A 12,952-nucleotide genomic window follows, 5' to 3' on the forward strand; every position below is an offset into this window, starting at 1 on the left:
GGATTTTGGCTCCGGCGGTAGGGATCGAACCTACGACCAATTGATTAACAGTCAACTGCTCTACCGCTGAGCTACGCCGGAACACGAAGCGCGGTATAGCAACAGCCTATGGGGACGTCCAGAGGGATTGTCACAAAAATTCCGACATTGTGCTGCGACCCATCAGGGCCGCCGGAAGCGCGCCTGAGGGGAGAGGTCATCAAGCGGCAGAGCCATGCTTTTTCCATGCAGATCAATGAGATGCGCCAGAACGTTGCGCGTTGCGGCGGGCAGGAGAGCGGGCGGTGTGTCGGTGTAGATCTGCCGTGCAAGCGTTTCGGCATCGGCGGGGCCGTGCGCCAGATGCTCGAGGATCGCCGCCTCGCGCGAGCGGCGGTGTGCGATCAGCCAATCAAGCCGCGCGAGAGGTGCCTCGATCGGGGCGCCATGGCCGGAATGATACACCTCGGCAGGCAGGGCGCGCAGCTTGGCGCAGGAGGCCATGAAATCGCTCAGGTCTCCGTCCGGGGGCGACACCAGGGAACTGGCCCAGCCCATCACCAGATCACCGGTAAAGATCGCGCCGCGCGCGGTAAAGCACATATGATTGCCCAGATGTCCCGGTGTCCAGTGGGCGGTCAGGCTCCAGCCTTGGGCATGCACGGTCTCGCCGTCCTGCAGGCAGTGATCGGGCTGGAAGGCCAGGTCGACGCCCTCGCCACCATCTCCGAGACCTGCCGCCGCGAGCTGCTGCATCGCCGCGCTGCGCCCGGCGCGGGCAGTGCCATAGGCCAGCACCGGTGCGCCTGTCCGAAGCGCCAGCGCCCGCGCCAGCGGTGCGTGATCCAGATGCGCATGGGTCACGAAGATATGGCTGATGCGCTGGCCGGGGCCGACTGCCTGGAGGATGGCCTCCAGATGCGCCGCATCGTCAGGGCCGGGATCGATGACCGCGAGATCGGTTTCGCCCAGCAGATAGGTATTCGTCCCACGAAACGTCATCGCTGAGGGGTTGGGCGCCAGAATGCGCCGGATGCCGCGGCCCAGATCCTCGGGATGGCCCACGGGCGGATTGAACTCGGTTTGGGGCGTCATGGGTCTTCCTTCTGCGGCGGGCTGGGTCTAGTTTAGCGCATGACCTTCGACTGGCTCAAATCATATACGCCACGCAGTCTTTATGGCAGGGCTGCTCTGATCCTGCTTTTGCCTGTTGTCAGCCTGTTTCTGGTGGTGGCTGTGGTGTTCATCCAGCGTCATTTCGAGGGGGTGACCGAACAGATGACCCGCACCGCCAGCCGCGAGGTGCGGGCACTGCTCGACAGTGGCGAGAGCGCGCGCGAGGCGGGGGCGTCCCGACTGGCCCGGTCGCTGCAGATCGCGGTTCAGCCGGTGCCCACGGATGAGTTGCCCCGCGCCAACCTGCGCCGCTGGTTCGATTTCACCGGCATCATCGTGATCCGCGAGCTGGAAGCGCTTTTGCCGGCGCTGCGGGTGATCGAACTGCCTGACGATCACAGGGTGATCCTTTACATGGAGCAGCATGACGGGATCTGGCAGTTGCAATTTGACCGTCGCCGGGTCTCGGCTTCGAATGCGCATCAGCTGTTCGTCAACATGGTGTTCTTCGGCGTTCTGATGACGGTGATCGCCTATCTTTATCTGCGCAATCAATTGCGCCCGATCACCCGGCTTGCCCGCGCCGCGGAGGCCTTCGGGCGGGGCCGCCACGAGCCCTATCGCCCGGCAGGCGCTGTCGAGGTGCGCGCGGCGGGGCACGCCTTTCTGGACATGCGGGCCCGGATCGAGCGTCAAATCGAGCAACGAACCCTGATGCTGTCGGGGGTGAGCCACGACATGCGCACGCCGCTGACGCGGCTCAAGCTGGGGCTGTCCATGCTGGAGGATGAAGACCGCATCCCCATGCAACAGGATGTGGCCGACATGGAACGTCTGCTGGACGAGTTCCTTGCCTTCGCCCGGGGTGCGCAGGAGGGACAGCCCGAACCGGTCGATCCGGTGGCGCTGGTGCGCCGGATCGTCGAGGATTGCGCCCGCGCCAATATTCCTGCTTCGCTGGTCGAGGTGAAGGGCGATGGCACCGGCGAGGTGGCGCTCAGGGCGGGCGCAATCCGGCGGGCGATCGAAAACCTCATCAACAACGCGGTGCGCTATGGCAGCAAGGCCGAACTGTCGGTGCTGCTGACCGATCGGTCGCTGCGCATCCGGGTCGAGGATGATGGCCCCGGTATTCCGCCTGAAAGCCGCGCGGAGGCGATGAAACCCTTTGCCCGGCTCGAGCCTGCCCGGAACCAGAATCTCGGGACCGGCGTGGGGCTTGGCCTGTCGATCGCAATGGATATCGCGCGGGCGCATGGCGGCACGGTCAGGCTTGGAGAAAGCCAGCGCTTGGGCGGGCTGCGCGCGGATATCGTGATCGGCCGCTGAGGGGTGGCTTTGCGTTGAGCGTCAGGACATCCGGCGCTGGCGCCATGCGGCCCAGTCCTCGGGTGTGTCGAGATCGGTCGTGGCGCGATATCCGGGCAAGGGCAGGGTGCTCACCTCCTCGTGGCGCAGAATGTCGCGCGCGCCGGTATCGCCTTGAATTTCGGTCAAGGCGGAGAACAACCGGGCTGGAAAGATCACCGGATGGCCCGCACGCCCCGTGACATCGGTTGCGCGAAGAACCTTGTCGGAAGCATCCTTGAAGGTGCGGATCATGAGGGTCAGATCATGGCTCTGAAGATCGGGCATATCGGCCAGGACGACCATAAGCCCTTCGGCATGCTGCGTTTTTGCCCATTCGGCGCCTGCGCGGATCGAAGCCGCGAGGCCTTCGCTCGGATCGTCCAGAAGGGCTATGTCGAGGCCGGGTAGAGGCTTGAGTGTGGCCTGTCTTCGGGAGCCGTCGGTGGGGACGGTCACCAGAACCGCGCAATCGGTCTGCAGGGCCATGGCGGCTTGCCGTGCCAACAGCGGCAGACCGTCGACCGGTTCCAGGAGCTTGTCCAGCCCGCGCATCCGCGACGAGGCGCCGGCGGCTGGGATCAGGATCACGACCTTGCACATGCGGCCTCCGTTGCGGGTCAGGGGCTCTGCCCCTCTTGGCCTGTGGCCAATTCACCCCGGGATACTTGATGCCAGAAGAAACGCAAGGCGTCGTCCTGTTTTCGCGGGTTGCCTGTCGTGACCGGGCCTGCCTTGGTCAGGCCGGCAGGTGGATGGCAAACCGTTTGCGGATCTCGGCATCGCGTATCGGATCGAAGCGGGCGGCGGCCCTGTCTGCGAGGATCGCATTCTTGCGCGCCGTGGCCTTTTCCAGAAGGTCCGGCTGGCCCATCTCGACCCATTCCTTGGGAGAGCTGCGATCGGCGAGGTCCGGGTAGACATAGTCGCGCTGCATCCGCATCAGCGTTTGATCGCTGCCGAGGTAATGGCCCGGGCCGCCGATGCAGGTGGCGCGGATCACCTCGAGGCTGAGGCTGTCCTCGTCCACCTCGATGCCGCGCACGCAGCGCAAGGCCTGTCCGATCATGTCATTGCCGAGGATCAGCGACTCGTGGCAGAAGCCCAGAAGCGATGCATGCATGCCTGCCGCCTCGTAGACCATGTTGAGGCCGGACAACCCGGCCATCACGTTTGAGCACATCTGCTCCCACCCGGCCTGCATGTCGGGCAGTTTGGCATCGGCGATGCCTGCTGCAGCCCCCCCCGGTAGCCCGTAATAGCCATGCATCTGCGCGCAGCCGGCGCTGAGCAGCGCCTGTTCGCCCGATCCGCCGGACATCGCACCGGTGCGCAGGTCAGACACGAAAGGCCATGTGCCAAAGATCGCGGGATGCCCCGGTTTCACGGCGTTCACATAGACCAGACCGGCCAGGCATTCCGCCACGGCCTGCACGATGGCGCCGGCGATGGAGGCGGGCGCCGTGGCGCCGGCTTGCCCCGCCGAGAGCAGCAGGATCGGCATGCCGCCCGCGATGCAGGCTTCCATCACCTGACAGGATTCGGTGGCGAATTTCATGGGCGGGACAACGAAGCAATTGGAATTGCTCACGAATGGTCGCTCGCGCCACGCCTTTTCGCCGCCTGCGATGAGATGCAGCATCTCGAAGGCATCGGCCACGAAGGCCGGGTCTGTGAAGGAGGTTCCCACGTGTTTCGTGGTGCCCGCGCAGCAGGCATAGATCGTGTTGAGGTCCATTTCGCGATTGTCGATAACATCGCGGGCCACCATCGGGCGCTGGACGAAGTGGATATTGTCCATCTGGTCGGCGATCCGGGCGGCGTCGTGCAGATCCTGCACGGTGCTGTCGCGGTAATGGCGCGCTTCGGGGTCGACGAGATGCACGGCGGCGCCTGCGGTGCCGTAATGCACCCGGTTGCCAGAAAGCTGCATGTCATGGCGGGGCTCACGGGCGTAAAGGGTGATGTCGCGATTGGCGCGGGCCAGCGTATCCTCGACCAAGGCACGGGGAAAGCGCAGCCTGCCATCCTCGCCGAGCACGGCGCCGGCGCCGGTCATCCAGGCGATGCCACTGGGGGGCGCGTCGGCAAGCCCGATCTGTTCGAGCGCATCAAGTGCTGCGTGATGGATGCGGTCCATCGCCTCGGGGCTGAGGGGCTTGTAGAGCCCACCTTCGAGACCGGGGCGGATCGGGCGGAGATGGTCGCCAAGTGGGGCGGAGCGGCTGGCGCGGCGGGCGGCGCGGCCACTGGAGCGGCGGGAGGTCATATCGTTCATGGCTGGATGGTCCTGTTAGGGGCGGAATAGGGCGGTGTCAGGCGGCGGGATCTTTCAGATCGCGCCTGGCCTGCCACGTGCAGCCCGACCACGGGCCGCGCCGATCGTGCGGATCACCAGTTCTATCTTGCAGCTCGGCGACATGGCCGGGCCCTCCTCCCTGAACGAGGAAAGAGAAGCCGATTCTATCGCAAGAATCTGTCCCGTTCGCGACCCGTGTCGCAAACGGGACAAGGTCCGGATCAGCCCTTGGGCGAGCGGGCCGGATCACGTGCCAGATCGCTGGCCAGATCAAGCAGATGTGCCAGTGCCCTCGCCAGTCTTTCATCCGCCACGGTCAGCGCCACGCGGACATGTCCGCCAGCCGCCGTGCCAAAGCTTTCGCCGGGCATCACCGCGACATGGTGGGTGTCGAGCAGACGGTCGGCGAAGGCCTCGCCCGAAAGGCCGGTGGCGCGGATATCCAGCATGACGAACATCGCTCCATCGGCAGGGATGGCGCGCACCACGTCCTGGGCCGCGATCATGCCGAGCACCAGATCGCGGCGCCTGCGGAAAGGTGCAGCGATGGCGGCCTCGAAAGCAGCACCCTGGTCGAGCGCGAAACAGGCGGCTTCCTGCACAAATCCCGCCACGCCATAGGTGGTATGGGTGGCAAGGTTGCCCATATGGGCAATCGCCTCGGGCGGGCCGATGACCCAGCCGATGCGGCTGCCGGTCATGGCGTGGGATTTCGACAGCGATCCGATCACCAGCGTGCGTTCGGCCATGCCGGGCAGGGTGCGGGGGCTGAGATGCGTCCCTTTCCAGACCAGTGTGTCATAGACCTCGTCTGAAATGAGCCACATGTCGTGATCCCGGCAGACCTGTGTGATCGTGCCCAAGGTCTCGGGCGTGTAGATCACCCCGGTGGGGTTGTTGGGGCTGTTGATCAGAAGGCTGGAGGCACCGTCGGCCTGGGCCGCGATATCGGCGGGATCGGGTTGGAACATGCGGTCGGGTCGGGCGGGGATGGCCACGGGAACCGCACCCACGCCACGGATCGTGCCGGGATAGGTAGCGTAGTAAGGATCGATGAACAGGGCGCGGTCGCCTTCGTCGCAGGCGGCGTGATGCGCGGCGAAAAGCCCCGCCTGACCGCCTGGCACGATCAGAACGTTGTCAGGCGTCGTCGCAAGGCCGGTGCGCGCGGTGACGCGGGCCGCCACACGCTCGCGCAGATTGAGATTGCCGTTGAACATCGAATAGCCGGTATGGCCTGCCAGCGTGGCGTCGTGCATCGCATCGAGGATCGCGCGGTCGGTGCCGATATCATGCTCACCGATGGTCAGTTGGGTGATGTCATGACCTGCCGCCAGCATGTCCTGGGCGCGGTAATAGACATCCCATCCGTCCGATCCGCCGCCGGTCAAACCGGTGATCCTGCGCGCGAGTTTCATGCGGCGCCCTCCCGAGATTTTGAAGCTGAGGTGATTGCCTGCGCAGTTGGCCCATGGGCGACCGGGCTGTCAAGCAGATCACCCCCGCCGACGCCCTCTTGCCAATCCGCGCGAGGGCGCGTAGCGTTCCGTCTCATGACGATCCGTTGCACCACCATCTGCTGCATTACCACCTGAGATATCTCGGGCGGGCCGTCATCTATTCCCTACAGGACGTTAAGTTGATAAGCCCGCCGCGGGAGCGCGCGCGAGGAATTCACGATGACGATCAGACTCTACAATACCAAGGCCCGCGCCAAGCAGGTGCTGGAGCCGTTGAACCCGGATAATGTGCGGATGTATGTCTGCGGTCCCACCGTCTATGACCGCGCCCATCTGGGCAATGCGCGGCCCGTGATCGTGTTTGACGTGCTCTACCGGTTGCTGCGCCATGTGTATGGCCCGGATCACGTGACCTATGTGCGCAATTTCACCGATGTGGATGACAAGATCAACGCGCGCGCCATCGAGAACGTGGGCAAGGGCGGCGATGTGAATGCCGAAATCGCCCGGATCACCGCGCAGACCACACATTGGTTTCTGGACGACATGGGCGCGCTTGGCGCGCTCGAGCCCGATGCGATGCCGCGCGCCACGCAATATATCCCGCAGATGATCGCGATGATCGAGGATCTGATCGGCAGGGGCCATGCCTATGAGGCCGAAGGGCATGTGCTTTTCGCCGTCGACAGCTATGCAGACTATGGCCGCTTGTCGGGCCGGTCTGTGGACGACATGATCGCAGGATCCCGCGTGGAGGTGGCGCCCTACAAGCGCAACCCGATGGATTTCGTGTTGTGGAAGCCGTCAAGCGCGGATCTGCCCGGCTGGGACAGTCCATGGGGGCGAGGGCGTCCGGGCTGGCATATCGAATGCTCGGCGATGAGCCACGAGTTGCTTGGCGAAAGCTTTGACATCCATGGCGGCGGCAACGATCTGATGTTTCCGCATCACGAGAATGAAATCGCGCAAAGCTGCTGCGCCCATCCCGGCAGCGGCTTTGCACGGATCTGGATGCATAACGAGATGCTGCAGGTCGAGGGCAAGAAGATGTCCAAGAGCTTGGGCAATTTCTTTACCGTGCATGATCTGCTGGAGGAGGGCGTGCCGGGCGAGGTGATCCGCTTCGTCTTTCTGAGCACGCATTACCGCAAGCCGATGGACTGGACCGCCGAAAAGGCCCGCGAGGCGCAAGCCACGTTGCGCAAATGGTACCGGCAGGCCGAGCAGGGGGAGGGCAATGCCGAGCCATATGTGGCGGTTGTCGAGGCGGTCAGCGATGATCTGAACACGCCCAAGGCCATCACCGAACTGCATCGGTTGTCACAGGCTGATGATCGGTCCACCTTGCGCGCAACGCTGCGGTTTCTGGGCTTGATGGCTGACGGTGTCCCGGACTGGGCGGCGCGGCCGGTAGCGGATCTGTCGGCGCTGGAAACCCGACTGGCGCAAGCCCGGGCGGCGGCCATGCAGAGCAAGGATTTTTCAGAGGTGGACCGGCTCAAGGCGGCGCTTGTCGCGGTGGGGGTCGAGGTGCGGATGAGCAAGGACGGTGTGGAGCTGGTGCCCGGTGCCGGGTTCGATGTGGCCCGGCTTGAGGGGTTGGACTGATGTGGGCCAGCGGGCGCACCCGGGGCGAAAGGCGGAGTGAGGGGCCAGCCCCTCACACTCCCCGGGATATTTTCGGCCAGAAGAAAACGGGAGCCGTGGCATGAGGCGGGAGCGTCTTTATATTTACGACACCACGTTGCGCGACGGGCAGCAGACGCAGGGCGTGTCCTTCTCGATGCATGAAAAGGTGCAGATCGCACGGCGGCTGGATGCGCTTGGCGTGGATTACATCGAGGGCGGCTGGCCGGGGGCCAATCCCACCGACAGCGCCTTTTTCGACGAGGCGCCGCAGACCCGCGCCATGATGACGGCGTTCGGGATGACAAAGCGGGCGGGGCGCTCGGCTCAGAATGACGAGGTGCTGGCGGCGGTGCTCAATGCGGGGACCGGTGCAGTCTGTCTTGTGGGCAAGACACATGATTTTCACGTGACGACCGCGCTTGGCATTTCGCTGAACGAAAATACCGAGAATATCCGGGCCTCGATCGCGCATGTGGTGGCCGAGGGGCGCAAGGCGCTGTTCGATGCGGAGCATTTCTTCGACGGCTGGACAGCCAACCGGGATTATGCGCTTGAGGCGCTTAAGGCGGCGCATGAGGCGGGGGCGCGATGGATCGTGCTGTGCGACACGAATGGTGGCACGCTCCCTGCCGAGATCGGCCGCATCACCGCCGAGGTGATCGCGGCGGGTATTCCCGGCGACCGGCTTGGTATTCATACCCATAACGATACGGAAAACGCCGTGGCGGGCAGCCTTGCAGCGATCGAGGCGGGCGCGCGGCAGGTGCAGGGGACGTTGAATGGTTTGGGCGAGCGCTGCGGCAATGCCAATCTGACGGCGCTGATCCCGACGCTTTTGCTGAAGGAGCCCTATGCCAGCCGCTATGAGACAGGGATCAGCCGCGAGGCGTTGACCGGCATCACGCAGGCCAGCCGGATGCTGGACGAGATCCTCAACCGGGTGCCGATGAAGCAGGCGGCCTATGTGGGCGCCTCGGCCTTTGCGCACAAGGCTGGATTGCATGCGAGCGCCATTCTCAAGGATCCGACCACCTATGAGCATGTCGATCCCGGTGATGTGGGCAATGCCCGCGTCATTCCGATGTCGAACCAGGCGGGGCAATCGAACCTGCGGCGGCGGCTGTCGGAGGCGGGGCTTGTCGTCGACAAGGGCGATCCGGCGCTGGTGCGTATCCTCGAGCAGATCAAGCTGCAGGAGGAGCGCGGCTATACCTATGACAGTGCGCAGGCCAGTTTCGAATTGCTGGCGCGACGCCAACTGGACCAGTTGCCGCGTTTTTTCGAGGTCAAGCGCTACAAGGTGACGGTGGAGCGGCGCAAGAACAAGTATGACCAGATGGTGTCGCTGTCCGAGGCCGTGGTCGTGGTCAAGGTGGATGGCGAAAAGAAGCTGTCGGTCAGCGAGTCGATGGATGAGCAGGGCAATGATCGCGGTCCGGTCAATGCTCTGGCCAAGGCGCTTGCCAAGGACCTTGGGCGCTATCAGGAGGCCATCGACGACATGCGGCTGGTGGATTTCAAGGTGCGCATCACCCAAGGCGGGACCGAGGCCGTGACCCGTGTCATCATCGACAGTCAGGACGGGCAGGGGCGTCGCTGGTCCACGGTGGGGGTCAGTGCGAATATCGTGGATGCCAGTTTCGAGGCGCTGCTGGATGCGATCACCTGGAAGCTGCTGCGCGATGGGTTCGCACAGTGAGCATGAGCCGCGCGCGACCAATCCCGGCCACCAACTGCGCCTGTCCGATCGGGATGCCATGACGTTCGACGATGATCTTATTGCCTGTGCACAGGCCGTGGAACGGGGCGATCCCGAGCGATTTGCCGCGACGATGGCGGCCCCGGTGCTGGCGCGGCCGACGCTCTTTGCGATCTACGCCTTCAATATCGAAGTCAGCCGCGCATCATGGGTGACACAGGAAAGCATAATCGCGGAAATGCGTCTGCAATGGTGGCGCGACGCGCTGGCCGAGATCCGGGATCGCGGCGTGGTGCGCCGGCATGAGGTCGTCACCCCGCTGGCGCATGTGCTGGACGCCGAGGGGGCGACCCTGCTTGATCGGTTGGTCGAGATGCGGCGGTGGGATATCTACCGCGAACCGTTCGAGGACATGAGCCATTTCCGGGATTATATCGATGCGACGTCGGGCCATCTGATGCTGGCGGCGGCGCGCGCGCTTGGGCCGGTTCCCCGGGAACCTGTCCTGCAGGCCGGGCGCGCGCTTGGGATCGCGAACTGGTTGCGGGCGGTCCCGGCACTCGAGAAGGCGGGGCGTATTCCGCTGGTCGAGGGCACCCCCGAGGCCGTGCGCGCGCTGGCTAATGAGGGCTTGCAGGCGCTGGCGAAGGCCCGCGCGCAGCGCCACGACGTGCCGCGGGCGGCGCGTCCGGCGCTGCTGCCGCTCTGGCTTGCGGGACCGGTTCTGTCAAGGGCGGCGCGGGATCCGGGGCGTGTGGCCGAAGGGCGGCTTGACGTGGCGCCGATGCAGGCGCGGCTTGCGCTGATGGGGCGGGCGCTCAGCGGGCTGTGGTAGGGGTCAGGCGTCCTTGGGGCGCAGGGCAAGCCAGATCAGCGCGCCCCCGGCCAGGGCAAGGAACGGCACCATCGCAAGGTTGACCGACATCCAGCCGGTCTGCGCATCGCCGCCAGAGCAGTTCATCAGCCCGCCCGAGGCCAGAGAGGCCATGGTAACCCCGCCAAAGACCAACAGATCGTTCAGGCCCTGCATACGGCCGCGCTCATGTGCTTCATGGGCACCGGCCAGCATGGTGGTCGCGCCGATGAAGCCGAAATTCCAGCCAAGCCCCAGCAGGATCAGCGCGATGAAGAAATTCTCGATCTCGACGCCCTGCAGGGCCACCGCGCCGGCGGCGGCGAGGATCACCAGCCCGGTCGCCACGATCTTTTCCACGCCGAAGCGCACGATCAGATGGCCGGTGAAGAAGGACGGTGCGAACATCGCCAGCACATGACCTGTGACGATGTCGGCCGCATTGCCTTCGGTGAAGCCGCACCCCACCACTGCCAGCGGCGTGGACGTCATCACGAGATTCATCAGCGCATAGGACACCATCGCGCAGATCACCGCCACGGCGATGCGCGGCGTGGTGATCAACTGCCACCGGGTGCGTCCATGCGGTGCATCCTCGGAGGGCACGGGCGGCTTCGGAATGTCGAGCATCAGGAACAAAAGCGCGCCCACAAGGTTCAGCACGACCACCGCGAAATAGGTTCCCATGAAGGGAATGACCATGGCCTGACTGGTGACCTTGACCAGTTGCGGGCCGATGATCGCACTCGCCAGACCACCGGCCATGACATAGGAAATGGCCTTGGGGCGAAATGTCTCGCTTGCGGTGTCGGCGGCGGCGAAGCGGTAGAAGCCCTGTGCTGACATGTAGACGCCGGTGATGAGGCTTCCCAAAAGGAAAATTGGGAAAGACGCCAGATACAGACCGTAAGCCCCGATCGCCGCGCCAAGCGCGCCTGCGCCGGCCCCGACCAGAAACCCCGCCTTTCGGCCTGCGCGCTGCATGAACCACGACAACGGATTTGCCGCCAGCATCGAGCCGAGCACGATCAGCGATATGGGCAGCGTGGCAAAACAGACATTGCTGGCTAGAGATTGCCCGGCCAATCCGCCGACCACGAAGATCATGGCCATCTGCGCGCCCAGAAAGGCCTGAGCGGCGGTCAGAACGGCGACATTGCGCTTGGCGCGGCTGTCGTCATGAGGAAGAGCTGCGTCGGTCATAATCGCTCTGCTAGACCTATTCGTTCAGCCGCGCAAGCATCGCGGTGCGGCTCTCAGCCCCGGTCGATCACATGGGCGAATGATCCGGTCACCCGGCCCTCGACAAGCCCGGTCTCTCCAAGCACCTGACCTTCCGCATCCGTGCTGGTGAACAGCGGTGCGCCCTTGGCACTGAGCGTGGTGGCATAGTGAAACTCATGCGCCATGAGCGGGCCCTCGAAGGGGCCTGCATGCGGTATCAGGCGGCGATATCCCAGATGCAGGCGGCGCTGTTGGAAACTGGTCTCCAGCCGCAAGAGCCCGGCCATGGCATGCCGTGTACCTTCGGCATCGATCAGCCCGTCCCCCAGAACCATGTAGCCACCACATTCTCCATATATATCAGATGTTTGGGATGCGTTTTTCAGGCTTTGAATGAATCTTTGCGCGCCTGCGATCCGGCCTGCATGCAGCTCGGGATAGCCGCCGGGCAGAAAGACGAAACCGGCCTCTGGCACCGCGTCGTCGGCCAGCGGCGAAAAGACCTTCACCTCGGCGCCCCGGCTGTGCCAATCCTGCAGCATGTGCGGATAGCAAAAGGCAAAGGCCTCGTCCCGGGCCACCGCGATGACCTGCGCGGGCGGAGCGATCCGCCCAGCCTCCGGCGCAGGCGCGATCGGCGTTGCGAGAGCGACGAGCGCGTCGGTGTCGATCTGGTCCGCCACGATATCTGCCGCGCGCTCCAGAAACGCCTCGAGATCGGCGCGCTCCTCGGCCTGCACCAGTCCCAGATGCCGCGACGGCAGGGCGAGATCCGGATCGCGCCGCACGGCGCCCAGAACCGGCCTGCTTCCGAGGGCCGCGCGCAGAATCCGCTCATGCCGCTCCGAGCCTACATTGTTCAGGATCACGCCCGCGACATGCACATCCGGATCATGCCCCGCAAACCCCGCCACCAGGGCTGTGACAGACTGCGCCATGCGGCCTGCATCGACCACCAGCACCACCGGCAGGGCCAAGTGCCGGGCAAGATCGGCCACGGCACCGCGCCCATCCGGGGGGGCGCCGTCGAAAAGGCCCATGGCGCCTTCGATGATCAGCAGCCCGTCGCCCGCGGCCAGCGCACGGATCCGCTCGGGCGTCATTGCCCAGGCATCGAGATTGACGCAAGGCGCAGCACAGGCCGCCTCGTGAAATCGCGGATCGATGTAATCCGGGCCTGATTTGGCCCCGCGCACTGCCATATGCCGCCGCGCCAGCAGCCGCAGCAGCGCCAGTGTCACCGTCGTCTTGCCGCTGCCCGAAGCGGGCGCCGCCAAGATCACTCCCCTTGCCATCGCGGGCCTGTTTTCTTCTGGCTGAAAATATCCCGGGGGACTCGCCGCTTG

10 protein-coding genes and 1 tRNA gene are annotated in these 12,952 nt (G+C 64.8%); 4 read left to right on the forward strand and 7 right to left on the reverse strand.

Annotated elements, in window-relative coordinates:
- Positions 1 to 6: 6 nt before the first annotated feature.
- A tRNA-Asn gene (locus RAZWK3B_RS11000) sits at positions 7 to 81 on the reverse strand.
- 81 nt (positions 82 to 162) lie between these two features.
- Entirely contained in the window at positions 163 to 1,074 is a 912-nt protein-coding gene (locus RAZWK3B_RS11005; protein WP_007815089.1) for an MBL fold metallo-hydrolase, read from the reverse strand.
- A 39-nt stretch (positions 1,075 to 1,113) separates the two neighbouring features.
- Here RAZWK3B_RS11005 and RAZWK3B_RS11010 point away from each other — a divergent pair, with 39 nt between their 5' ends.
- Complete coding sequence (locus RAZWK3B_RS11010) at positions 1,114 to 2,424, forward strand: ATP-binding protein (protein WP_007815091.1); 1,311 nt, start codon at positions 1,114 to 1,116, stop codon at positions 2,422 to 2,424.
- A 21-nt stretch (positions 2,425 to 2,445) separates the two neighbouring features.
- Here RAZWK3B_RS11010 and RAZWK3B_RS11015 read toward each other — a convergent pair whose 3' ends face one another.
- The 3 genes from RAZWK3B_RS11015 to RAZWK3B_RS11025 all read right to left on the reverse strand — a co-directional run bounded on the left by RAZWK3B_RS11015 (position 2,446) and on the right by RAZWK3B_RS11025 (position 6,159).
- A complete protein-coding gene (locus tag RAZWK3B_RS11015; RefSeq protein WP_007815093.1) occupies positions 2,446 to 3,045 on the reverse strand; it encodes a nucleotidyltransferase family protein in 600 nt (199 codons plus the stop codon).
- Between the two features lie 136 nt (positions 3,046 to 3,181).
- The gene (locus RAZWK3B_RS11020; protein ID WP_007815095.1) at positions 3,182 to 4,720 is read right to left on the reverse strand and encodes a trimethylamine methyltransferase family protein; all 1,539 of its coding nucleotides are present in this window, start codon (positions 4,718 to 4,720) and stop codon (positions 3,182 to 3,184) included.
- A 242-nt stretch (positions 4,721 to 4,962) separates the two neighbouring features.
- Positions 4,963 to 6,159 carry a pyridoxal phosphate-dependent aminotransferase gene (locus RAZWK3B_RS11025; protein WP_007815097.1) on the reverse strand — a complete coding sequence of 399 codons (1,197 nt, stop codon included), beginning with the start codon at positions 6,157 to 6,159 and terminating at the stop codon, positions 4,963 to 4,965.
- 261 nt (positions 6,160 to 6,420) lie between these two features.
- Here RAZWK3B_RS11025 and cysS point away from each other — a divergent pair, with 261 nt between their 5' ends.
- The 3 genes from cysS (at position 6,421) to RAZWK3B_RS11040 (ending at position 10,364) form a co-directional block, all read left to right on the forward strand.
- On the forward strand, positions 6,421 to 7,809 hold the full coding sequence (gene cysS, locus RAZWK3B_RS11030; RefSeq protein WP_007815098.1) for a cysteine--tRNA ligase: 1,389 nt from the start codon (positions 6,421 to 6,423) through the stop codon (positions 7,807 to 7,809).
- A 100-nt stretch (positions 7,810 to 7,909) separates the two neighbouring features.
- Positions 7,910 to 9,529 carry a citramalate synthase gene (cimA, locus tag RAZWK3B_RS11035; protein ID WP_007815100.1) on the forward strand — a complete coding sequence of 540 codons (1,620 nt, stop codon included), beginning with the start codon at positions 7,910 to 7,912 and terminating at the stop codon, positions 9,527 to 9,529.
- A gap of 58 nt (positions 9,530 to 9,587) precedes the next feature.
- Entirely contained in the window at positions 9,588 to 10,364 is a 777-nt protein-coding gene (locus RAZWK3B_RS11040; RefSeq protein ID WP_037295662.1) for a phytoene/squalene synthase family protein, read from the forward strand.
- Positions 10,365 to 10,367: 3 nt separating this feature from the next.
- On the opposite strand, the gene RAZWK3B_RS11045 is transcribed toward RAZWK3B_RS11040, so the two are convergent.
- Both RAZWK3B_RS11045 and RAZWK3B_RS11050 read right to left on the reverse strand, forming a co-directional pair.
- Complete coding sequence (locus RAZWK3B_RS11045) at positions 10,368 to 11,585, reverse strand: MFS transporter (RefSeq protein WP_007815104.1); 1,218 nt, start codon at positions 11,583 to 11,585, stop codon at positions 10,368 to 10,370.
- A gap of 53 nt (positions 11,586 to 11,638) precedes the next feature.
- Entirely contained in the window at positions 11,639 to 12,901 is a 1,263-nt protein-coding gene (locus tag RAZWK3B_RS11050; RefSeq protein WP_007815106.1) for a cobyrinic acid a,c-diamide synthase CobB, read from the reverse strand.
- Between the last annotated feature and the right edge of the window lie 51 nt (positions 12,902 to 12,952).

The sequence above is a fragment of the Roseobacter sp. AzwK-3b genome (genome assembly GCF_000170875.1).
Lineage (GTDB): Bacteria > Pseudomonadota > Alphaproteobacteria > Rhodobacterales > Rhodobacteraceae > Roseovarius > Roseovarius litoreus.

What these genes read in the sequence shown, in the direction of transcription:
- RAZWK3B_RS11025 (WP_007815097.1), bottom strand. Translation starts at nt 6,159, where the DNA reads ATGAAACTCGCGCGCAGGATCACCGGTTTGACCGGCGGCGGATCGGAC.
- RAZWK3B_RS11005 (WP_007815089.1), bottom strand. Translation starts at nt 1,074, where the DNA reads ATGACGCCCCAAACCGAGTTCAATCCGCCCGTGGGCCATCCCGAGGAT.
- cysS (WP_007815098.1), top strand. Translation starts at nt 6,421, where the DNA reads ATGACGATCAGACTCTACAATACCAAGGCCCGCGCCAAGCAGGTGCTG.
- RAZWK3B_RS11045 (WP_007815104.1), bottom strand. Translation starts at nt 11,585, where the DNA reads ATGACCGACGCAGCTCTTCCTCATGACGACAGCCGCGCCAAGCGCAAT.
- RAZWK3B_RS11015 (WP_007815093.1), bottom strand. Translation starts at nt 3,045, where the DNA reads ATGTGCAAGGTCGTGATCCTGATCCCAGCCGCCGGCGCCTCGTCGCGG.
- RAZWK3B_RS11020 (WP_007815095.1), bottom strand. Translation starts at nt 4,720, where the DNA reads ATGAACGATATGACCTCCCGCCGCTCCAGTGGCCGCGCCGCCCGCCGC.
- RAZWK3B_RS11040 (WP_037295662.1), top strand. Translation starts at nt 9,588, where the DNA reads ATGACGTTCGACGATGATCTTATTGCCTGTGCACAGGCCGTGGAACGG.
- RAZWK3B_RS11010 (WP_007815091.1), top strand. Translation starts at nt 1,114, where the DNA reads ATGACCTTCGACTGGCTCAAATCATATACGCCACGCAGTCTTTATGGC.
- RAZWK3B_RS11050 (WP_007815106.1), bottom strand. Translation starts at nt 12,901, where the DNA reads ATGGCAAGGGGAGTGATCTTGGCGGCGCCCGCTTCGGGCAGCGGCAAG.
- cimA (WP_007815100.1), top strand. Translation starts at nt 7,910, where the DNA reads ATGAGGCGGGAGCGTCTTTATATTTACGACACCACGTTGCGCGACGGG.